Below are 20,590 nucleotides of genomic sequence, written 5' to 3' on the forward strand. Positions count from 1 at the left end.
GGACCGGGGCTCAGACCGTCACGAGGGGCGCGAGGTCCTCCAACGTGGCCGGCCCGATGCCGGAGACCTCGAGCAGCTCCTCGACCGTGGTGAACGCACCGTGGTCGGTGCGCCACTGCAGGATCGCGGCCGCCGTCACCGGGCCGACACCCGGCAGCGTCTCGAGCGTGGGCTGGTCGGCGGTGTTGAGGTTCACCAGCGCCACCGACGAGGGGTCCGGGGTGGCGCCCGTCGCGACCCCGGGCACGCCCAGCGGAGCGCCTGCCGCGGGATCCACCCCGACGAGCACCTGCTCGCCGTCGACCAGCACCCGCGCGAGGTTGAGGTTCGTGAGGTCGACGCCGCGACGTGCGCCGCCGGCGGAGTCGATGGCATCCGCCACCCGTGATCCCGCAGGCAGGGTCGCAAGACCGGGTCGGCGGACACGGCCGGCCACGTCGACCACCACGACGGCGGCGGTGCCCGCGCGCATCGCTGCGCCCGACGCCGCCCCCGACGCGTCGACGGGCTCAGGCGTGGCCACACCGGTCCCCGGCCCCGGCGCGGAGGCGTCGAGGTCCACCAACGGCTCAGCCTGGGTGGCGTCCCCGCTGGATCCGGAGGAGGTCGCGGAACCGGCGCTCGGCGCCGGAGCCGCCACCGGAGCCTCGCCGCGGAGCTGCAGAGCCCACCAGGCGCCGGCGGTGACCAGCAGACCGCAGACCACAGCGAGCACCGCCACGTGGGCCGTGCCCAGCGGACGCTCGACCAGCCCGGCCGGGAGCCGGTCGAGCGCAGCGGCCTGCCAGCCGTGCCGACCGTGCCCTCCCCGACCACCCGACGTACGAGGGCGCCGCTCGGCATGACGCCCGGGCACGGGCATCAGCGTCGGCGACGCCCGGGGCTCCCACGTCTCACCGGCGTCCGGCGCGTCCGCCGACTCCTCGCGACCGGCCTCGCGCAGGAGGTCGGCGCGCAACGCCTCCAGGCGCACGCGGGCAGCGTCGGAGAGCTCGGCGGAGGGGTGACGACGTACGGACATGGGCAGCACGTTGCCGCCACCGGTTCGATGGACCAAGCAGGTCAGCAGCCACCGGTGGACAACGCGCGTCGTCCACCGCCGGGGAGGACAACCGGCTCAGTCGACGCCGGCGGCACCCGGTGACCGGGGCGACCGGGGCGATACCGCCACGGCCACCATCCCGGGCCCCGCGTGCACGCCGATCACCGGCCCGACCTCACCCACAGGGATCTCGCGACCGCCGAGCTGCTCCGCAAGGCGGTCGGAGAGCCGCCGGGCCAGTCCTTCGGCGCGCTCCCGGGAGTCCAGATGGGCGACCACGACGTCCACCTCGTGCTCCTCGCCGCTCTCGAGCGCAGCCTCCACCGTGAGGTCGGCGAGACGGCCCAGGGCACGAGAGGCCGTCCTCACCTTCTCCAGCGGCGCCACCCTGCCGTCGGTCAGGCGCAGCAGAGGCTTCACCGCCAGGGCGAGCCCGACCAGCGCCTGGGCATGACCGATGCGTCCGCCCTTGCGGAGGTACTCCAGCGTGTCGACGTAGAACATCGAGGTCGTGGCCTCACCGCGACGTCTGGCGATGCCGGCCGCCTCGTCCAGCGAGGCGCCGGCCTCGATGGCCTCGCACGCCGAGAGCACCGCGAAGCTCGCGCCCGCCCCGACCTGGCGGGTGTCGACGACCGTCACCGGCACCTCGACCTGGGCCGCCGCGAGCCGCGCCGACTCCACGGTGCCGCTCATGTCCCCCGACAGGTGCACCGAGAGGATGCCGGAGACGCCGCGGGCGGCGAGAGCCTCGTACGCCTCGACGAATTCCGCGGGGTTGGGCCGCGACGTGCTGACCGGCTCGAAGTCGCGCAGGGCACGCGTGACGCGCTCCTGGCTGACCTCGTCGCCTCCCTCGGCGAAGGTCTCCGCACCGATGACGACCTGGAGCGGCACCACGACCACCCGGTGACGCTCGACGTCCTCGCTGCTGAGAGCGGTGGTCGAGTCGGTGACGACGGCGAGCGGCCCGGGCATGCGCCACAGGTTAGACGCACGATCGGCCGCCGGGGGCGGTCCGCCTGGCTACGCTCGGCCCATGTCGCGCACCCCGGCACCCCGACGCCTCGGTCGGCGCTGCGGCGCGCTGCTGCTCGTCCCGGCGCTGGTCGCGCTCACCGCCTGCACGCCCTCCCTCACCGACGAGGCACGCGAGCAGGGATCAGCGACGTCCGAGTCGATCGACGAGCCGTACGACACCGCGGTCTGCGCTGCGGTACGCGACGGCATCGACGCCTACAACATCGGTGACCTCGAGGAGTCGGTGCAGGCCTTCGACGACGCCCTCCCGCTGGCGCGGACCCACGCTGCCCAGCAGGGAGCCGGCGAGGGCGCCCGGGCGGCACAGGCGTTGCTGGAAGCGGTCCGCTACTACGCGGGTCTGTCCGTCACCGAGCTGCGCGACGCCTTCCCGGCGTCCCGTGACACGGTGCGATACCAGCAGACGACGCTCGAGCAGTGCCAGCCGCTGCCGCCCGGTCTCGAGGACGAGTCCGAGCAGCTGGCCTGACCATCGCCTGATCGGGCGGGCCTCGCTCAGACGACGACGTTCACGAGCTTCGGCGCGCGCACGACGACCTTCCGCACCGGCGCCCCGTCGATCGCGCGCTGCACGGCCTCGTCGGCGAGGGCCGCGGCCTCCAGGTCCGCCTCGGAGATGTCGGGGGTGACCTCGAGGCGTGCGCGCACCTTGCCCTTGACCTGCACGACGCAGGTGACGGACTCCTCGACCAGCAGGCTCGGCTCGACCGCGGGCCAGCCTGCGCGGGCCACGGTCGGCTCGTGGCCCAGCCGCTCCCACATCTCCTCCGCGGTGTACGGCGCGACCAGGCTCAGCAGGATCGCCACGGCCTCCGCGCCCTCGCGCACGGCGGCGTCGTCGCTACCCGGACCGGAGTCGACGGCCTTGCGCAGCGTGTTGACCAGCTCCATCGTGCGGGCCACCACGACGTTGAAGCGCATCGCCTCCAGCAGCTGCTCGCACTCGGCGACGGTGCGGTGCGTGGCCCGGCGTACGCCCTCGTCGCCGGTCGCCGGGTCGGCGCCGACCGCGCTGGTGACATCGCCGGACAGGCGCCACGCCCGCTGCAGGAACCGCAGCGATCCCGCCGGGCTGACGTCGGCCCAGTCGATGTTGTCCTCCGGCGGGCCCGCGAAGACCAGCGTCAGGCGGACCGCGTCGACGCCGAACTCCTCGATCTGCTCGCCCAGGTTGACGCCGTTGCCCAACGACTTGCTCATCTTCTTGCCGCCGTTGATGACCACGCCCTGGTTCAGCAGTGCGCTGAACGGCTCGGTGGCCTCGACCATCCCCATGTCGTGCAGCACCTTCATGAAGAAGCGGCTGTACATCAGGTGCAGCACCGCGTGCTCGACACCGCCGACGTACTGCCCGACCGGCATCCACTCCGCAGCCGCGTCCTCGTCGAACGGGCCGTCGGTGAACTGCGGCGAGCAGTAGCGCAGGAAGTACCAGCTGGAGTCCACGAAGGTGTCCATCGTGTCGGTGTCCCGCAGCGCCGGTCCGCCGCACGAGGGGCAGTCGGTGTGCACCCAGTCCGTCGCCGCGGCCAGCGGCGAGGTGCCCTTGGGCTTCAGGTCCGCGCCCTTGAGGTCCGGCAGGACGACCGGCAGCTGGTCCTCCGGCACGTCGACCTCCCCGCAGCTGTCGCAGTGCACCACCGGGATGGGGCAGCCCCAGAAGCGCTGGCGGCTCAGCAGCCAGTCGCGCAGGCGGAAGTTGACCGCACCGGATCCCTTGCCCTGCGACTCCAGCTGGTCGATCATCGCGCGGACGCCGGCCGTCTTGTCGGTCAGTCCGTCCAGGTCCCCGGAGTTGACGTACGCCCCGTCGCCCGTGGTCGCCACGCCGGACTCGACCGGGTCCTCGGCCCCGGGCACGTCGACGACGACCTTGACGGGCAGGCTGAAGGCGCGGGCGAAGTCCAGGTCGCGCTGGTCGTGCGCCGGCACCGCCATGACCGCACCCGTGCCGTAGTCGGCCAGCACGTAGTCGGTCGCGTAGACCGGCAGCCGCTCCCCGTTCGCCGGGTTCACCGCGTGCACGCCGAGGAAGACGCCCGTCTTCGCCCGGTCGGTGGCCAGGCGGTCGATGTCGGAGGCCTTGCGCACGTCCTCGACGTAGGCCTCGTACGCCTCGCGCTGCCCCGGCGCGCACAGCTCGCCCGCCAGCGGCGCATCGGCCGCGACGACGAAGAACGTCGCGCCGTGCAGGGTGTCGGGGCGGGTGGTGTAGACGGTGGTGGTGCGGGTCGAACCGTCCGACAGCTCGATCTCGAAGTCGACGTGGGCGCCCTCGGACCGGCCGATCCAGTTGCGCTGCAGCGTCAACACGCGCTCGGGCCAGCGACCCTCCAGCCGCTCCATGTCGTCGAGCAGCCGCTGGGCGTAGTCGGTGACCTTGAAGTACCACTGGTTCAGCTCGCGCTTGGTCACCTGCGCGCCGCACCGCTCGCACGCGCCGTCGACGACCTGCTCGTTCGCCAGCACCGTCTGGTCGTTCGGGCACCAGTTGACCGGCGAGTCCTTGCGGTAGGCCAGACCGCGCCGTCGGAACGCCAGGAACAGCCACTGGGTCCAGCGGTAGTACTCCGGGTCGGAGGTGTGCAGCCGCCGCGACCAGTCGAAGGCGATGCCGTAGCGCCGGAAGGAGTCGGCCTGGGTCTCGATGTTCGCGTACGTGTAGGTCGCCGGGTGCTCGTCCCGCTTGATCGCGGCGTTCTCCGCGGGCAGCCCGAAGGAGTCCCAACCGATCGGGTTGAGCACGTCGTAGCCGCGCTGCCACCAGAAGCGCGCGATCACGTCGTGCAGCGCGGTCACCTCCGCGTGGCCCATGTGCAGGTCGCCCGAGGGGTAGGGGAACATCGTCAGCGCGTACCGCTTCTCCCCGCGGCCCGGCTCCTGCTGACCGCCCTTGATGCCGCCCTCGCCGGCGGTGAAGGGGAAGCGCTCCCAGATCTCGAGCCACTTCGCCTGCAGCGCGGCCGGGTCGTACGTGGCGGTCTGGTCCTGGTCGCTCATGGGGTCCTCACGGTCGTGACTGCGGTGGTGCGGGCACAAAAAAACCCTCCGGGCAGGAGGGTGGCCGCGCTGTCGTCGTCGAAGACGTCAGCGCGGCTGCAGAAGGAGTCGTGTGCTCAGCACGCATCCATCCTAGCGCGACGGCGACCGTCGACCCGCGGGGTCTAGGGTCGTGGTCCGACCTGTCGCACGACGCACGAGACGTACGAGGAGACCCATGAGCTGGCTGGTGACCGGAGGGGCGGGCTACATCGGCTCCCACGTGGTGCGCGCCTTCCACGAGCAGGGACTCGCCACCGTCGTCGTCGACGACTTCTCCTCGGGTCACCGCAGCTTCGTCGATCCCGAGACCGAGCTCATCGAGGGCTCGATCGTCGACACCGACCTGCTGCGCAAGGCGATGGCCAACCACACGGTCGAGGGCGTCGTGCACATCGCCGGCTTCAAGTACGCCGGTGTCTCCGTCGAGGACCCGCTGCACTGCTACGACGTCAACGTCACCGGCACCGCGAGCCTGCTGCGCGCCATGCGCGAGGAGGGCGTCGACAAGGTCGTCTTCTCCTCCTCCGCGGCGACCTTCGGCACCCCCGACACCGATATCGTCACCGAGCGGACCGCGACCACGCCGGAGTCCCCGTACGGCGAGTCCAAGCTCATCGGCGAGTGGCTGCTGCGCGACGTCGCCCGTGCCCACGGCATCGCGCACACCTCGCTGCGCTACTTCAACGTGGTCGGCTCCGGCTACGACGACCGGTACGACACGAGCCCCCACAACCTCTTCCCGCTGGTCTTCGACGCGTTGGTGGCGGGGCGTACGCCGAAGATCTTCGGCGACGACTACCCCACACCGGACGGCACCTGCGTCCGCGACTACATCCATGTCGCCGACCTGGCGCACTCCCACGTGGCCGCCGCACGCCGCATGATCGCCGGCGAACCGGTGGAACCGGTCTACAACCTCGGCTCCGGCGACGGGTCCTCCGTCGCGCAGATCATGGCCGCCGTGCGCGAGGTGACCGGCATCGACTTCACCCCCGAGATCGCCCCCAGGCGACCCGGCGACCCCGCCCGCATCGTCGCCTCCGGCGACCTCGCGGCCCGTGACCTGGAGTGGCGCATGCGCCACACCCTCACCGAGATGGTGGAGAGCGCCTGGCGGGCCCGCCAGGCGGCCGAGCAGGACCGAGCCTGAGGAGCAGACGTGACCGACCAGATGAGCACCCTGCAGATGTTCGACATGACCGGCAAGGTCGTCGTGGTCACCGGAGCCTCCTCCGGGCTGGGCGTCGCGTTCGCCCGTGCCTTCGCCGAGGCCGGCGCCGACGTGGCCCTCGGTGCGCGTCGCGTCGAGAAGCTCGAGGACACCGCACAGATGGTGCGCGACCTCGGCCGGCGTGCCATCACCGTGGCGACCGACGTGGCGGACCCGGAGCAGTGCACGGCGCTCGTCGAGGCGGCCATGGAGGAGTTCGGACGTGTCGACGTGCTCGTCAACAACGCCGGCATCGGCACGGCCGTGCCCGCGACCCGCGAGACGGTCGAGCAGTTCCGCCAGGTCGTCGAGGTGAACCTCGAGGGCTGCTACTGGATGGCCCAGGCGTGCGGCCGGGTCATGGGCGAGGGCTCCTCGATCATCAACATCTCCTCGGTGCTCGGCATCACCACCGGCGGGCTGCCGCAGGCGGCGTACTCGGCGACCAAGGCGGGGCTGAACGGCATGACCCGCGACCTCGCCCAGCAGTGGACGGGTCGCAAGGGCATCCGCGTGAACTCGATCGCGCCCGGCTTCTTCGCCTCCGAGATGACCGAGCAGTACCCCGACGGCTACCTCGACAAGGTCACCTCCCGCGTCCCGGCGGGGCGTACGGGTGACCCGCGCGAGCTCGCCGCGACGGCGGTCTGGTTGGCCTCCCCGGCCGCCGGCTACGTCACCGGCCAGACGATCGCCGTCGACGGCGGCATGACCATCGCATGAGCACGCCTGAGCACCCCTGACCACACCCGACCCGTGCCCCATCGCGACTCCGTCGTCCCGGCTCCTGACGACCGGCCACGCCGCAGGCGTCGTGCGATGCGGGTGCTGCTGGTGGACCCCCGCGACAGGGTGCTGCTCTTCCGCGACTCCGACCTCGGGCTCGACCCGGTCGCGCACTGGTGGATGACGCCGGGCGGCGGCGTCGACCCGGGCGAGACGGACGTGGGAGCAGCGCTGCGGGAGGTGGCCGAGGAGACGGGCTTCCGGCTGACCGCCGACGACCTCGTGGGGCCGCTGGCTCGGCGGACGGTCGTGCACGGCTACAGCGACGTGGTCGTCGAGCAGGAGGAGGTCTTCTGGTCGGCGCGTACGCCGCACGACCGCATCAGCACCGCGGGCCACACCGCGGAGGAGCAGCAGTCGCTCGCAGGCCACCGGTGGTGGACCCGGGCGGAACTCGAGGCCCACGCCGCGGACGCCGCCGCGGAGCCGCTGTGGCCCGGGCGTCTGGCCGAGCTGCTCGACCTGGCCGCCTCGTGGGTCCCGGGCCTGGAGCCCGCTGATCTCGGGACGGTCGAGGAGTCGACGGTCCCGACCTGACCTGGGACGTCGGAGAAGGCGTCAGATGCGTACGCCGTGCACCGCGAGCGGGAGCCCGATCTGCTCCTCCTCGTAGGCGAAGTGGCTCTCGACCAGGGCGCGCAGGGCGGCGTACGCCTCTGCCAGCTCGGTGAGCCGCGAGGGGTCGGCCTGCGCGCCACGAGCGATCCCGTCGAAGTCCTCGAGCGCCTCGTGCACGACGACGTGCTCGGCGGCGAGCCGGTCGAGCACCGGCTCGAGACCGTGGACGCCGTCACGGTCGGCGGCCCGTAGCGCGGGGTAGAGGTGCGCATCCTCGATGCGGTGGTGCGCCTCGACGGCCCGGCACAGCTGGCCGCAGAACGAGCCGAGCTGCTGGTACGCCTGCGTCAGTCCCATGCGGTGCATCGCGGCCCTCACGTCGGCGACCGCACCGACACCGTCGACCAGGCCGTCGACGAGCTGCTGCACCTGGGCGAACCCGCCGCGGTAGTTGTCGTGGATCATCCGCAGGTGCTCACCGGTGCGTCGGTCCATCGGCGAGGCGTCGGCGTACACCGCGTGCTCACCGCCAGGACGGTCCTGCCGGCGGGGTCGGTCGGCGTCGAGGAACTGCGGGATGCTCACGGCCCGATCCTCCCAGCCCCTCCCGGCCCTTCTGATGACGCAGCGCGGCACGACGGCGGCCCGGACCTGGCTGGTCCGGGCCGCCGCGGGTGCGCCGACACCGTTGGGAGGGGGGTCCGGTGTCGGCCACCGCCCCGTACGCGCTAGCGCGTGCGGAAGACCACCCGTGTCCTCGCGAGCGGGTTGCCGGCGAGATCGCGGACCCCCGTCTGCGTGGTGCCGCGCAGCACCAGCCGGTAGCGCGACCGGGGCGACAGCCGCAGGTCGGGATCGACGACCATCACCCGCCCGTCCGCCGAGAGCCGCACGGTGTGGCTGCGGAACGCCCGGGCGGTGACATCGCGGAGGAGGACCCCCGAACCGCCCTCGACCGCGACGGGTTCGCTGAAGCGGACCCAGAGGTTGCCGTTGCGGCGTACGCCGCTCTCACCCGCCAGCGGGCGTGTCGAGACCACGGTGGGTGCTGTCGTGTCCGCTGGTGCCGACCTGACCGGGTCCGACGCCGCCGAGGGTGCGGTGCGACCGAAGGCACCCAGCGCGACGACCCGGAAGGTGAAGGTCGTCCCCGAGGCCAGGGACTCGATCACGACCTGGGTCGCGTTCGCCGGGATGCCTCCGACCGTCCGGATGACGTCTCCACCGTTGATCACCTGCACCTCGAACCCCGTGATCGCCGAGCCCGTCGACGCGGCCGGAGCGAACCTCACGGTCGCTGTCCTGCCGTCCACGACCGCAGAGAGGATCGTGGGGGCTGCCGGCGGCTGCGGTGCCGGCGGCTGGGGAGCCGGGGGCTGCGGTGCCGGGGGCTGCGGTGCCGGCGGCTGCGGTGCCGGCGGCTGCGGTGCCGGCGGCTGCGGCGCAGGTGCCTCGGGCAGCAGCGCGCCTGATTCCGCCGACGGTGCGCTCGTCCCGGAGGGGCTGACGGCCACCACACGCAGGGTGACCGGGGTCCCGGGCGTCAGCCCCTCCACGACGGCCTCCCGGGCATCGGCAGGGATTCCGGTGATCGCGTCGACCACCTGTCCGTCGACCAGCACCTGGACGGCGAAGCCGGTGACCGCAAGACCGGCACCGACCTCACCCGGCGAGAAGGTCAGCGAGGCCGTCGTGCCCTCGATCGTGGCCGTCAGCAGCTCGGGCGGGGCCGGCACCACCGTCAGGTCGACGGTCTCGTCGGCGAACCGGAGCCGTTCCACGTTCCTCACTCGATCGGTGCCGTCCGTGCCGGCGTCGTCGGTGACGGTCGTCCACTCGCCGTCGACCGTCACGGTGTAGTCGTCGCGCGATCCGGTGAAGACCGCGACGTCGACGTCGTCCGCCGCGCCGCCGTCGAGCAGCTCGCGCACGATGACGATGTCGCCCGGATCCACGTCGCCGGCGAAGACGGCCTGCTGCAGCGTCCGGGCGCTGCCGGGCAGGTACGGAGCCCTCATCCCGTCCGCGGAGCCGATCTCGGTCGACGGGTCGGCAGGATCCGTCCGGATGCTCAGGCGAGCGTTGAGCCACAGGTCGCCGTCGAGCACGTCATCGCCCGCCCGACCCTCGATCTCGTCGCTCCCGGCGCCGCCGACGATGATGTTGCCACCGTCGAACGGCGCCTCCACCATGCCGTCGAGCCCCGCGATGCGGTCGATGCCTTCCTGGGTGAGCGCGTGGTCGGTGCCCAGGTCGGCGGCCTCACGGTCGTCGCCGCGGAGCACGTCGTCGAGCTCCCAGCCCGAGAGCGCCTCGACCAGGTCGAAGCGGTCCCGGTTCGTCTCGACCGACGGGGGCAGCAGACCGTTGACGTCCATGTCGGAGTCGGCGGCTCGCGGGTCGTCCTTGTGCGTCACCCAGTCGAAGCCGAGCATTCCCTCGGATCGCTGGATGCCCGGCCCCGCCATCATGATGTCGTCGCCACCCTCGGCGTCGTAGTCCTGCTCGCCACCGTCCCCGTTCAGCACGTCGTGGCCGGCCTCGTTCGGGTCGTCCTGGAACGGTGCGCCGTTGTCTCCCTGCAGGAGGCTGAAGGGCCCTTTGCCGTCCTCGATCCAGTCGTCGCCGTCGTCGCCGAAGACCGTGTCGTTCCCGTCGCCGGCGAAGACGAAGTCATCGCCGGGGCCGGCGAAGCTCTCGGTCATGTCGTTGCCGCCGACGATGAAGTCCTTGCCGCGACCGCCCTGGTTCAGATCGCCTCCGAATCCCTGTCCGGAAGAGATGGCGTCGTCGCCGTCCCCTCCCTTGATGGTGTCGTCACCGGCGAGGTCGGTCAGGATGTCGTCGCCGAGGCCGCCGACGATGCTGTCGTTGCCGTCGCCGCCCTGGAGGCGGTCGTCCCCGTCGTTGCCACGCAGGGTGTCGTCGCCCTCGCTGGCCCGGATCGAGTCCGCGCCGGCCGTGCCGTTGAAGACGGCATGCTCGCCGCCTCCGAAACGCACCGTCCCGTCCGGCATCCTCGTCAGCAGCACGCTCTCGTCCCACTCGGTGGCCGCATCGTCCAGGATCAGCCCGCTCGTGCCCAGGTTGGCGACCTCGAAGACGAAGTCGGGACGGGAGAAGGTGTCAGCCGGCAGTCCTGCCACGTCGGTGTTGCGCATGACCAGCTCCGCGAAGGAGTTGCCCTCGAGCTGCGTGAGCAGGTTCAGGCCCGCCGTCCGCGAGAGGTAGTAGAACCGGTCGCCGTCCTGCAGGTCCTCCAGCTGCGTCTCGAAGACGTAGTTGAAGGTGGCGCCGAGCATGCCCCCGGAGACCATCGGCTTCTCCGCGAGTCCTCCCATCCAGAGGTCGATGTCGTCCACACCCGTCGTGCTGCGTCCGGCGTCGTCGCTCCACGCGCCCTGGCTGTTGACGAAGTCGTACGCGTCCTGGGTGGCCTGCACCGACTCCAGCTCCTGCGGCGTCGGTGGGTCCGACAACGTCGGTGCCGGGGTCCCGGCGAGGTCGAGGACGACCTGGGCTGCTTCGCGCCGGGCACTCGTGCCGGTGGCGGCGACGATGTCCGGGTGGCGCCCGTACGCCGCGACGAAGTTCACCAGCGACGCCGGGTGCCGCAGCCCGAAGTTCAGGTCGGCCCAGCTGGTGTAGGGCTCGAGCGCGGAGTTGGCCGTCTCGGCGAAGAACGCGCGGCGCGCCTCGTTGAGCGTCGGGATGCCGGCGTCGCGTGCTCTCGCGATGTTGAGGGAGGCGAGGTCCAGCGGCAGTCCGAGCAGGTTGTTGCGCAGCGCCTCGGTGACGAACTCGTCGATCTCGCTGCCGACCTGACGGGTCATGCCGCGGAACACCGAGCCGGCCGCCTGGTCGGGGGTCAGCCCGCCGGCGGGACCGCCGTCGGTGAACTCCTGCGGATTGAGGAACGCCTCGATCAAGCCGACGTCGTTGATGCTGCCGTCGGCGTTGCGGCGAGCCACCGTCTCGGTGAGCATCGAGTGTCCGAAGCGGTAGACCGCGTGGGCGAACTCCGCCGTGATCGACGGGTCGATGACCGGCCGGTACCCCGTTCCTCCCTCGCCGAAGACATTGACCATCGGCTGCACCTTCCGAGCGAACTCCTCGAAGACGAGGTGCTGGTACTCCATCTCCGTGACGAAGCGCGCGGCCTGGAAAAGGCGCTGGCCGTAGTCCCAGCCGGACGGGCCGTCGGTGCTGCGCCACGCCTCGAGGTTGGCCGGTGTCTCCAGGTCGGTGACGAGAGCGTCGATGTCGGCGACGAGCCGGTTGTGCTCGGAGTGGAAGACGTGGTGCACGGCGGTCAGACCGATGTTCTCGTTCGCCCGGCCGTCACCGGCGACGTAGTGGGCGGCGAGCATCTCGTCGTCGTACGTCGCACGGTCCCCGTCGTCGGTCACCCCCGGGTCCTCATCGGGCGCGAGGTCGACCACGGGGCCCGGCCCGTCGGCGGGGTCGACGTCACCCCTCGGCAAAGCGTGGTGGGCGATGTCGTCGAGGAACGCGTGTCCTGTCCGCACCACGTCGTCCGGCACCGGTGTGCCGGCCTCACTCCCCTCGACGAGTCCGGAGTCGGTCACCAGCTGCGCGAACCCGTCGGGTCCGGGCAGGAAGTTGCCGTAGGGGTCGGTGGCGAGGAGGGGCACGTCGAGCACGTCGGTGTCCTCGAGGACGATGCCGAGCTTGTCGAGGGCCTCGCTCCTCACCCCTCCCCACGTCGCGAGTCCGCCTCCCTCACCCTCGAGGAGTCGGCCGGTGTCGACCGGTCGCCCGGTGGTGGGGTCGAGCTCGTACTCGCGCAGGAACACCTGGTGTGAGGGGTGTGAGGTGTAGGTCTGGTTCTGGTCGACGAACGGCGTCGTCGTGTTCGTGTGCTCGGTGACGTCGTCGTCGGTGCCCAGATCGCCGTCGGGGCCGGGCTGGTTGGTGGCGCGGGTGAGCAGCATGAAGTTCGTCGAGCTGCCGGGCTGGTACAGCGGGTCGCCGGGGAGCACCGGCATGTACACCGTGCCGCCGCCCTTGGTGACCAGGTCGAGGCCGTGGTCGAAGAACTGCCCGAACAACGTGAACATCGAGTTGTACGGCGCCGAGAGTCCGACGTCCGGCGCGACGTTGGGGATGGGTAGGTTGCCCTGCTCGTCGGCTGTCCCCTCGCCCGCCGCCTCGACGGCCGCCGGGTTGGCCGAGGTCTGGTCGACGATGAGGTTGCTGATCTGACGCGGGGTCGCGTCGATGACCGTGCCGCGCGTCTGGGCGTACGACGTCTGCTGCTCACCTGCGGGACCGAACGGCCCGTCCGGGTCCCCGACGTCGGCGTCCCGGAATCGAGCCGGCACCAGGCGTCGGAACGTCGTGTCGGCTGCTCCGAGAGTCTCCTTGCCCGGCAGCAGGTTGTTGCAGCTGCCGTCGACGGTCCGCAGGCCCCACGGCAGCTCGATGCCCTGCTGGTTGCCGTCCGGGATCTGGTCCGGGGCGCCCCCGAGCAGGGTGCTGCAAGGGTCCTGCGGCGTACGCGTGCTGGCGTGCCGCTCGGCGATGGCGATCTGACGCAGGATGAACCGCAGGTCGGAGCGGTTGAGGTTGAAGCCCTGCCCGACGGGCGCCGCGGCCGCGCTCGGCGCCGCGGCCGTCGTCACCGCCCCGGGGACCACCAGGCCGGCCACCGCCACCGCGAGGGCGATGGCCGGACTCGTACGCCGTCGTCCTGCTCGTCGAGGTGGATCGTCGCTCCCCCGTGACGCTCGAGGATCCGTCGTCGTCTCCAGAATCCGCTTCACGGTCTTCTCCCCTTGATCCGGCTGAGGGCTCGGAACGGCCCGGAGCAACCGTGTTCGCAAGCGCTTGCAGATTCCTTGCGCCGAGCACGGGTCCGGCGGTCCCGTGCCGGGCGCCGACAGAGACGGGATTCCACAAGGTGAAGCGCTTACGGTCGAACACCGTCATCACGAGAGGGACTGACCATGACGATGTCGAGACGTGAGCTGATGAAGCTGTCCCTGGCCGGAGGAGTCGCTCTCGGCCTACCGGTGCAGCGAGCTTTCGCCGGCGAGGACAACCTGTCGGACCGTCTCCCGGACAGCGCCCTGCCGCAGCCGTACACGGTGCCCTTCCGTCGGGTGCCGGCGCTGCGCCCCGTGCAGTCCGACGCGACGACCGACTACTACCGGCTGGCGATGCACCCGGTGGTCGCCGAGGTGATCGCCGGCTACCGGACACCGATGTGGGGGTACAACGGGCTGGTCCCCGGGCCCACCATCCGGCAACGCCGCGGTCGCGCCTCGGTCGTGCGGTGCGTGAACCAGCTGCCGGCCGAGCACCCCACGCTCGACTACGTGCCGTGGACGTCCCTGCACCTGCACGGCTCCGCGTCGCTGCCGCAGTACGACGGGTACGCCAGCGACATCACCATGCCCGGGCAGTGGAAGGACTACCGCTACCCGAACACCCAGCAGGCCCGCACGCTCTGGTACCACGACCACGGGGTGCACCACACCGCCCAGAACGTCTACATGGGTCTCGCAGGTCAGTACCACCTCCTGGACCGGCGCGAGCGCCGGCTGCCGATCCCGAAGGGCTGGTACGACGTCGCCCTGACCGTCGGCGACATGATGTTCAAGCAGGACGGGTCGCTGCTGTTCCACACCGACGGGGAGGACGGCTTCTACGGCGACGTCATCGCGGTCAACGGACGCGCCTGGCCGGCGATGCGCGTCGCCCGCCGCCGGTACCGGTTCCGCATCCTGAACGCCTCGGTCTCGCGTGCGTACGCCTGGTACCTCTCCGACGGCACGCCGCTGCAGGTGATCGGGACCGACGGAGGGCTCATGCCGGCTCCGGCCACCGTCGACCGGCTCCCCCACGCGCCGGGCGAGCGCTACGAGGTCGTCATCGACTTCTCGAGGTATCCCCCGGGCGCCCGGGTGGAGCTGCGCAACAAGCATCCGCGCAACACGACCAGGTACCGCCACACCGACAAGGTCATGGCCTTCGACGTCACCGACGCACCCTTCCGCCGCAGACACGACCAGGTGCCGAGCCGGTTGCGTCCGCGGACACCGGCCATGACGTGGCGCGAGGACGACAGCGTCGCCACGCGCGCCTTCGACTTCGGTCGCCAGGGCGGCGAGTGGGCCATCAACGAGACCACCTGGCGGGACGTCGTCGACAGCGGCTTCACCGCCGTGCTGGCGTCGCCTCTGACGGACACCTTCGAGGTCTGGGAGCTGAACAACCTGCACGGCGGATGGCACCACCCCGCCCACATCCACTTCGTCGACCTACGGATCCTCAGCCGCAACGGCGGGCCGCCTCACCCGCACGAGCGGGGAGCGAAGGACGTCGTCTTCCTCGGGGAGAACGAGAGCGTGCGCGTCCTCGTCGGCTTCGAGGGCGGGCATGGGCGCTACATGATGCACTGCCACGACCTCGTGCACGAGGACCACGACATGATGGCGCAGTTCGAGATCCTCGACCCCGCGGGAGACGCGTACGACCCCTTCGACGACCCGCCGCGGCACGACCCGGAGGACGAGTGGTGAGCAGCGGCACCGCCCCGGTGTCGGTGGTCGACGCCCCCTCGCGCGACAGACCGACGGTGTCGACCCTGATCGCCGCCGGGTGCTGCGGACTCGCCGGGTTCCTGCACATCGCCGCCTTCCCGGATCACTTCTTCGCCACGCCGGCACTCGGGGCGACCCTCCTCGTCGTCGGCGTCGGCCAGCTCCTGGCGACGCTCGTGCTGCTCGATGCACCCGGGCCGCGCACCGTCGCCTTCCTGGCCTGGACGCACATGATGTTCATCGCCGCCTACGTGGCGACCCGGACGATGGACATCCCTCTCATGCCGCTGCACGTCGGAGCCGGGCACGTCGACGCCGCCGACGTGGCGGCCGCGGCACCCGGCAGCCGGGGCAACGGCATCCCTGTCTACCCGGGCTCCCGGATCGAGCCCGTCGGCACATGGGACCTCCTCTGCGTGCTCGCCGAGGCCGCCCTGGTCGTCCTCCTGGTGAGGTCGTCCCCGGGTCCGCACCGCAGAGCGCTCGTCGACGGCGCCGTCCTCCTCACGATCGGGCTGCTGGTGCTGCGACTGACGACGGGCAGCTAGCGTCCCCACCTGGTCCACTGTTCCGGGGCGCCGACCTCGCCATCGTGATAACGTTTGCGTCCAGGTCACCCATGACTCGGAGGTCATCCGATGTCGTCTCTCGCCCGCACTCCGGTCGGTGTCGAGCGGAGGCTGCGTCGCGTGCTGGTCGTCGACGACCACGAGGCCATCTGCGACCTCCTCGCCACCGTCATGACCCCCGAGCGCGGTCTCGAGTGCATCGGGACCGCGGTGACAGCCGATCGCGCCCTGCGCCTGCTGTCGGCCCAACGCCCCGACGTGGTGCTCATGGACGTCCGCCTGGGGTCGGACGACGGCATCGCCCTGACCCGGGTGATCGTCGACCGCGACCCCGCCGTCGCCGTGGTCCTGCTGACCGGCCTCCCGGTGCAGGACCTGCTCAGCAGAGCCCTCGCAAGCGGAGCCAGCGCCCTGTTGGAGAAGAGTCGAGGACTCAGCGAGGTCTTCGACGCGATCCACCGCGCTCGACCGGGGATCTTCAGCTCACCGTCCGGCCATCTGCTCGGTCTCGCACGGTCGTCCGGAGCGGCCACCGAGATCAGCCTCACGCCCCGCGAGCGGGAGGTGCTCGAGATGTTGGCGGCCGGACGAGACATCAGCACGATCAGTCGCTCGCTCGCCATCTCGATCCACACCGGCCGCGGGCACGTGAAGTCCCTCCTGGGGAAGCTGGGGGTCCACAGCCAGCTGCAGGCAGTGGCGAAGGCGCACGAGCTGGGTCTGGTGCACACCCCCGCCTCCCAGACCGACGACGAGCGCTGACGACGGAACCCACACCCCCTTTTAGGGGGGCTGGGCCCTCTCGCTGGGGGATGTGGCCGAACACGGCGAGGCGCAGTCTTGTCCCGGGACGCCGTACCTGCTGGCAAGGGGGACGCTTTGGGACGCATCAGGCTGTTCGGACTCACCCGGGTCGACAGCGGGACCAGCACCATCGTCGGCTTCCCCAGCGTCAAGTCGCGGCAGCTGCTCGAGCTGCTGGCGCTGACGCCGGGCATCCCCGTCGACAAGGCGCGCCTCGCCGAGAACCTGTGGGACGGAGACCCACCACCGTCGTTCGCGGGATCGCTGGAGAGCCACGTCTGCCGGCTCCGTCGTCTGATGTCGGAGGCGGGCTGGACCTCGGCGATCGTCACCGTCGCCGGCGGCTACGTGCTGGATCCCGGGGTCCCCGTCGACGTCGCCGTGGCACGCGAGGTGCTCGCCGGATCACTGGACCTGACCCCGCCGCGGGCGTGCCTGCGAGTGGCGGCGATCGCTCCGCCCCCCTCGGCCACGTTGCTCGCGAGCAGCCCCTTCTCCGCGTACGCCGAGGAGGCCCGAGCCGATCTGGCCAGCATGATGTCCACCGCGATGCGACGCGCCTGCGCCGGCGCACTCAGCCTCGGCGACGGCGACCTCGCGGTGTGGCTGGGCCGCCGGGCCCTGCAGGAGGAGCCCCTGTGCGACGCGAACGCCCTGGCACTCATGCGCGCCATGACCGCGGCGGGTGCCACCTGTGAGGCGTTCCGGGTGTACGCCGATTTCCGCGACCGCGTCCGCGACGAGCTCGGCGTGGAGCCGGGGGCGGACGTGCAGCGCTTCTACCTCGCCGAGCTGCAGCGCAACGACCGGGACCGTGCCACGGTCGCACCGGTCGAACGTGCGCTGCTGCGACGACTGCTGTCGTCCACCGGCCCGAGCGGTGGGTGAGGAAGGGTGGAGCTGAGGGGATTCGAACCCCTGACCCCTTGCATGCCATGCAAGTGCGCTACCAACTGCGCCACAGCCCCTGGCTGGTCACTCGCCGGCGAGCCGGTGAGCAACCTGATGAAGAGTAACGAACGCGTGACCACGATGCGAACCCAGGGGGCGGTGGGGTGGACGTGGCGTACGCCTCACCGCCCGTGACGGCTCAGAGCAGGTCCGCGATGCTCGCGACGCTGCGGTTGTAGGCCATCAGACGCCATCGACCGGCCTCGCCCGCCACCGCGGCCTCAGCGCTCTCGACCGCCGAGCTGCGCGGTCGGTCGGTCCGCTCGAGGAGCTCCACCCAGCCGCAGTTGTCCAGCACACCGGCCTCGCGTGCGAAGGACTCCCCGAGCCCGGTGAGCACACCGAGACCGACCTTCGTGCAGGCCCCGTGGGCCGCCACCACGGCCAGCCCGCCGGGCGTCAGGTCGCCGACCACGTCGGCGACGGCGGCGCAGTACCGCGCGGCGAGGTCGGCGTCGGTCTCGGCGCCCGGCAGAGCGGCCCAGGAACGCCCCCCGGCCTCCCAGGCCGCGAGGTCGTCGGGACGCTGCGCGGCGAGCTCGTCGTACGTCAGGCCCTCCAGCACGCCGAGCGAACGCTCGCGGAGTCTCTCGTCCACGGTGAGCGTGACCGCGGCGGCGCGGGCGACGGCGCTGCCGGTCTCCAGGGCCCGGGAGAGGTCGGAGGACCACACCACGTCCGGTCGCATGGCCCCCAGCACGGGCCCGGTCGCCTCGGCCTGCGCCCGCCCGACCTCGTCGAGGGCCACGTCGGAGTGCCCCTGCGCCCGTCGTTCGGCGTTCCAGGCGGTGCGACCGTGGCGCAGCAGCACGAGTCGCCGCGGCTCGCTCACCCGGCGGTCGAGTCCGTCGTGGGTGCGGGCCCCTCGCGGCCCGAGGTCACCTCGGCAGGGAGGTCGAGCAACGGGCAGTCGCGCCACAGCCGCTCGAGCGCGTAGAAGGACCGCTCCTCCTCGTGCTGCACGTGCACGACGATGTCGGTGTAGTCCAGCAGGACCCACCGCCCCTCGCGCTCGCCCTCGCGGCGCACGGGCTTGGCCCCGGCGCCCCGCAGTGCCTCCTCGACGGCGTCGACGATCGACTTCACCTGCCGGTCGTTCGGCGCGGAGCAGACCAGGAACGCATCGGTGATGTAGAGCTGCTCGGAGACGTCGAAGGCGACGATCTGGTGGGCGAGCTTGTCGGAGGCGGCACGCGCGGCGGTGTGCACGAGCTCGACGGCACGGTCGGTGGCTGTCACTCAGGTGTCCTCGGGGGTCGGGAGGTGGGTCGAGACGGCGGCGGGGGTCTCGACGACGGGGTCGGCGTCGCTGTCGTACAGGCCGTACTTCGAGATGTACTGCACCACGCCGTCGGGCACGAGATACCACACGGGCTGTCCCTGCTCACGTCGACGCCGACAGTCGGTCGAGGAGATCGCGAGCGCCGGGATCTCCACGAGCGTCAACCGGTCCGACGGCACGCCGTCCAGCGACGCGTCGTCGAGCTCGTACCCGGGGCGCGTGCACCCCACGAAGTGCGCGAGCTCGAAGAGCTCGTCGTGGTCGCGCCAGGTGAAGATCGAGGCGAGAGCGTCGGCGCCGGTGATGAAGTACAGGTCCGCCTCGGGCATGACGGCACGCAGGTCGCGCAACGTGTCGACCGTGTACGTCGGTCCTTCGCGGTCGATGTCGACGCGGCTGACGGTGAAGCGCGGGTTCGCCGCGGTGGCCACGACGGTCATCAGGTATCTGTCCTCGGCGGGCGAGACCTCACGGTCCACCTTCTGCCAGGGCTGGCCGGTGGGGACGAACACGACCTCGTCGAGCCCGAACCAGCCCTGCACCTCGCTGGCGGCCACCAGGTGACCGTGGTGGATGGGGTCGAAGGTGCCACCCATGACCCCGACGCGGCGCCGGTCACGCGAGGGCGTGCCCACCGCGGAGCTCCGGATGCTCAGAGGGAGCCTTTGCCGCGACCGATCGCCAGGACGGCCGCCACCATGCCGACGAACAGCACGAGGACCGCGACACCGATGAAGACGGCCGTCCAGTAGAAGCCGCCCTCCTCGCCACCGGCCTCCGAGGCCCGGACGACGTGCAGGACCGGCAGGACGTACGCGGCGAGGAACGAGGTCAGCATGGCCTCATCCTACCGTCGTACGCGGACGGCTGCCCGCGCCGGCTGCGTCGCGGTGTCCTCGTCGTGCGTGACGAGCGCGGCCAGGCGCAGGGAGAGCACCATCAGCAGCAGACCGACGGCAGAACCGAGCAGGTTGAGGGGTCCGTAGGCCGGCACCTCGTCGAAGAACACCATGCCGAGCACGATCGCCTCGAGGACGGCCACGACGTTGAGCACGGGCAGCGTCACGGCCAGCGGAGCGAAGTGGTACGCCGACTGGTTCAGCCCGAAGGCGAGGACGCCCATGACCACGAACGCCCAGGCGACGGGGTCGCCGATCCACGCGACCCATCCCGGCGGGTCCTCCGAGAGGGCCTTCATGAGCGCGGCGTTGACGCCGAACCCGACACCGGCACCGAGTGCGAGGACGAAGCCGAACCGTGAGGCCGGCGGCATCAGCCGCCACGCCGAGGCGCCGAGCACGACCAGCAGCAGCGCTCCGACGCCCATGACGATCACCCCGGCGGCGGTCGACAGCGGACGGTCGGCCACCGGCTCGACCGCCAACAGCACGAGGATCAGACCGACCACGGCGACGCCGACCGTGCCGAGCTCGACACCGGTGGGCGCGCGGCGCGAGAGCATCGCGCGGATCGGCACCGCCAGCGCGACCCCCAGGATCATGAAGGGCTGGACCCGGGCGATCTCACCGAGACCGAGTGCCAGGGCGTGCAGCAACAGCGCGACGAGGCCGACCACGGTGCCGAACAGCCACAGAGGGGAGCTCACGAAGCCACGCCACAGTCCGGTGGCCGAGCGACCCCGCTCCACACGGCCGGCGGCCTGGTGCTGCATGGAGTTGCCGACCGCGTACGCGAGCGCCGAACCCAGCGCGAGCACGATGGCGGTCGAGATCACCG

18 protein-coding genes and 1 tRNA gene are annotated in these 20,590 nt (G+C 71.5%); 8 read left to right on the plus strand and 11 right to left on the minus strand.

Going from position 1 to position 20,590, the window contains the following annotated elements:
• Positions 1-10: 10 nt before the first annotated feature.
• Both KLP28_03665 and KLP28_03670 read right to left on the minus strand, forming a co-directional pair.
• Positions 11-1,021: a helix-hairpin-helix domain-containing protein gene (locus KLP28_03665; GenBank protein ID QWC85853.1), complete on the minus strand. Its 1,011-nt coding sequence runs from the start codon at positions 1,019-1,021 to the stop codon at positions 11-13.
• Positions 1,022-1,117: 96 nt separating this feature from the next.
• Positions 1,118-2,020 (minus strand): DegV family protein, encoded by a 903-nt coding sequence (locus KLP28_03670; protein QWC85854.1) that lies wholly within the window; start codon positions 2,018-2,020, stop codon positions 1,118-1,120.
• Positions 2,021-2,081: 61 nt separating this feature from the next.
• Here KLP28_03670 and KLP28_03675 point away from each other — a divergent pair, with 61 nt between their 5' ends.
• Positions 2,082-2,552, plus strand: a complete 471-nt coding sequence (locus KLP28_03675) for a hypothetical protein (GenBank protein ID QWC85855.1) — start codon at positions 2,082-2,084, stop codon at positions 2,550-2,552.
• Positions 2,553-2,578: 26 nt separating this feature from the next.
• On the opposite strand, the gene leuS is transcribed toward KLP28_03675, so the two are convergent.
• Positions 2,579-5,083, minus strand: a complete 2,505-nt coding sequence (gene leuS / locus KLP28_03680) for a leucine--tRNA ligase (GenBank protein ID QWC85856.1) — start codon at positions 5,081-5,083, stop codon at positions 2,579-2,581.
• A gap of 217 nt (positions 5,084-5,300) precedes the next feature.
• Here leuS and galE point away from each other — a divergent pair, with 217 nt between their 5' ends.
• The 3 genes from galE (at position 5,301) to KLP28_03695 (ending at position 7,658) form a co-directional block, all read left to right on the plus strand.
• Entirely contained in the window at positions 5,301-6,275 is a 975-nt protein-coding gene (gene galE / locus KLP28_03685) for a UDP-glucose 4-epimerase GalE (GenBank protein QWC85857.1), read from the plus strand.
• 9 nt (positions 6,276-6,284) lie between these two features.
• Complete coding sequence (locus KLP28_03690; GenBank protein ID QWC85858.1) at positions 6,285-7,058, plus strand: 3-oxoacyl-ACP reductase FabG; 774 nt, start codon at positions 6,285-6,287, stop codon at positions 7,056-7,058.
• Between the two features lie 96 nt (positions 7,059-7,154).
• Positions 7,155-7,658, plus strand: a complete 504-nt coding sequence (locus KLP28_03695) for an NUDIX domain-containing protein (GenBank protein ID QWC85859.1) — start codon at positions 7,155-7,157, stop codon at positions 7,656-7,658.
• Positions 7,659-7,679: 21 nt separating this feature from the next.
• Here the strand turns inward: KLP28_03695 and KLP28_03700 are convergent, their stop codons facing one another.
• Both KLP28_03700 and KLP28_03705 read right to left on the minus strand, forming a co-directional pair.
• Positions 7,680-8,264 (minus strand): hemerythrin domain-containing protein, encoded by a 585-nt coding sequence (locus tag KLP28_03700; GenBank protein QWC85860.1) that lies wholly within the window; start codon positions 8,262-8,264, stop codon positions 7,680-7,682.
• 143 nt (positions 8,265-8,407) lie between these two features.
• Positions 8,408-13,357, minus strand: a complete 4,950-nt coding sequence (locus KLP28_03705) for an Ig-like domain-containing protein (GenBank protein ID QWC85861.1) — start codon at positions 13,355-13,357, stop codon at positions 8,408-8,410.
• 291 nt (positions 13,358-13,648) lie between these two features.
• Between KLP28_03705 and KLP28_03710 the strand changes: the two genes are divergently transcribed.
• From KLP28_03710 to KLP28_03725, 4 genes are all read left to right on the plus strand, one after another.
• Complete coding sequence (locus KLP28_03710; GenBank protein ID QWC85862.1) at positions 13,649-15,226, plus strand: multicopper oxidase domain-containing protein; 1,578 nt, start codon at positions 13,649-13,651, stop codon at positions 15,224-15,226.
• Positions 15,223-15,795 carry a hypothetical protein gene (locus KLP28_03715; GenBank protein QWC85863.1) on the plus strand — a complete coding sequence of 191 codons (573 nt, stop codon included), beginning with the start codon at positions 15,223-15,225 and terminating at the stop codon, positions 15,793-15,795. The genes KLP28_03710 and KLP28_03715 overlap by 4 nt, the downstream gene beginning before the upstream one ends.
• 90 nt (positions 15,796-15,885) lie before the next feature.
• Entirely contained in the window at positions 15,886-16,578 is a 693-nt protein-coding gene (locus KLP28_03720; protein QWC85864.1) for a response regulator transcription factor, read from the plus strand.
• A 117-nt stretch (positions 16,579-16,695) separates the two neighbouring features.
• Positions 16,696-17,508: a winged helix-turn-helix domain-containing protein gene (locus tag KLP28_03725; GenBank protein QWC85865.1), complete on the plus strand. Its 813-nt coding sequence runs from the start codon at positions 16,696-16,698 to the stop codon at positions 17,506-17,508.
• A gap of 7 nt (positions 17,509-17,515) precedes the next feature.
• On the opposite strand, the gene KLP28_03730 is transcribed toward KLP28_03725, so the two are convergent.
• From KLP28_03730 to KLP28_03755, 6 genes are all read right to left on the minus strand, one after another.
• Positions 17,516-17,588, minus strand: a tRNA-Ala gene (locus tag KLP28_03730).
• Between the two features lie 122 nt (positions 17,589-17,710).
• Positions 17,711-18,403 carry a histidine phosphatase family protein gene (locus tag KLP28_03735; protein ID QWC85866.1) on the minus strand — a complete coding sequence of 231 codons (693 nt, stop codon included), beginning with the start codon at positions 18,401-18,403 and terminating at the stop codon, positions 17,711-17,713.
• Positions 18,400-18,810: a ribosome silencing factor gene (rsfS, locus tag KLP28_03740; protein QWC85867.1), complete on the minus strand. Its 411-nt coding sequence runs from the start codon at positions 18,808-18,810 to the stop codon at positions 18,400-18,402. The genes KLP28_03735 and rsfS overlap by 4 nt, the downstream gene beginning before the upstream one ends.
• On the minus strand, positions 18,811-19,449 hold the full coding sequence (gene nadD, locus KLP28_03745; protein ID QWC86783.1) for a nicotinate-nucleotide adenylyltransferase: 639 nt from the start codon (positions 19,447-19,449) through the stop codon (positions 18,811-18,813).
• A gap of 56 nt (positions 19,450-19,505) precedes the next feature.
• Positions 19,506-19,691 (minus strand): hypothetical protein, encoded by a 186-nt coding sequence (locus tag KLP28_03750; GenBank protein ID QWC85868.1) that lies wholly within the window; start codon positions 19,689-19,691, stop codon positions 19,506-19,508.
• 9 nt (positions 19,692-19,700) lie between these two features.
• On the minus strand, positions 19,701-20,588 hold the full coding sequence (locus KLP28_03755) for a DMT family transporter (GenBank protein QWC85869.1): 888 nt from the start codon (positions 20,586-20,588) through the stop codon (positions 19,701-19,703).
• Positions 20,589-20,590: the final 2 nt, after the last annotated feature.

The sequence above is a fragment of the Nocardioidaceae bacterium genome (genome assembly GCA_018672315.1).
Lineage (GTDB): Bacteria > Actinomycetota > Actinomycetes > Propionibacteriales > Nocardioidaceae > TYQ2.

What these genes read in the sequence shown, in the direction of transcription:
- KLP28_03665 (QWC85853.1), bottom strand. Translation starts at nt 1,021, where the DNA reads ATGTCCGTACGTCGTCACCCCTCCGCCGAGCTCTCCGACGCTGCCCGC.
- KLP28_03670 (QWC85854.1), bottom strand. Translation starts at nt 2,020, where the DNA reads ATGCCCGGGCCGCTCGCCGTCGTCACCGACTCGACCACCGCTCTCAGC.
- KLP28_03675 (QWC85855.1), top strand. Translation starts at nt 2,082, where the DNA reads ATGTCGCGCACCCCGGCACCCCGACGCCTCGGTCGGCGCTGCGGCGCG.
- leuS (QWC85856.1), bottom strand. Translation starts at nt 5,083, where the DNA reads ATGAGCGACCAGGACCAGACCGCCACGTACGACCCGGCCGCGCTGCAG.
- galE (QWC85857.1), top strand. Translation starts at nt 5,301, where the DNA reads ATGAGCTGGCTGGTGACCGGAGGGGCGGGCTACATCGGCTCCCACGTG.
- KLP28_03695 (QWC85859.1), top strand. Translation starts at nt 7,155, where the DNA reads ATGCGGGTGCTGCTGGTGGACCCCCGCGACAGGGTGCTGCTCTTCCGC.
- KLP28_03710 (QWC85862.1), top strand. Translation starts at nt 13,649, where the DNA reads ATGACGATGTCGAGACGTGAGCTGATGAAGCTGTCCCTGGCCGGAGGA.
- KLP28_03720 (QWC85864.1), top strand. Translation starts at nt 15,886, where the DNA reads ATGTCGTCTCTCGCCCGCACTCCGGTCGGTGTCGAGCGGAGGCTGCGT.
- nadD (QWC86783.1), bottom strand. Translation starts at nt 19,449, where the DNA reads ATGGGTGGCACCTTCGACCCCATCCACCACGGTCACCTGGTGGCCGCC.
- KLP28_03750 (QWC85868.1), bottom strand. Translation starts at nt 19,691, where the DNA reads ATGCTGACCTCGTTCCTCGCCGCGTACGTCCTGCCGGTCCTGCACGTC.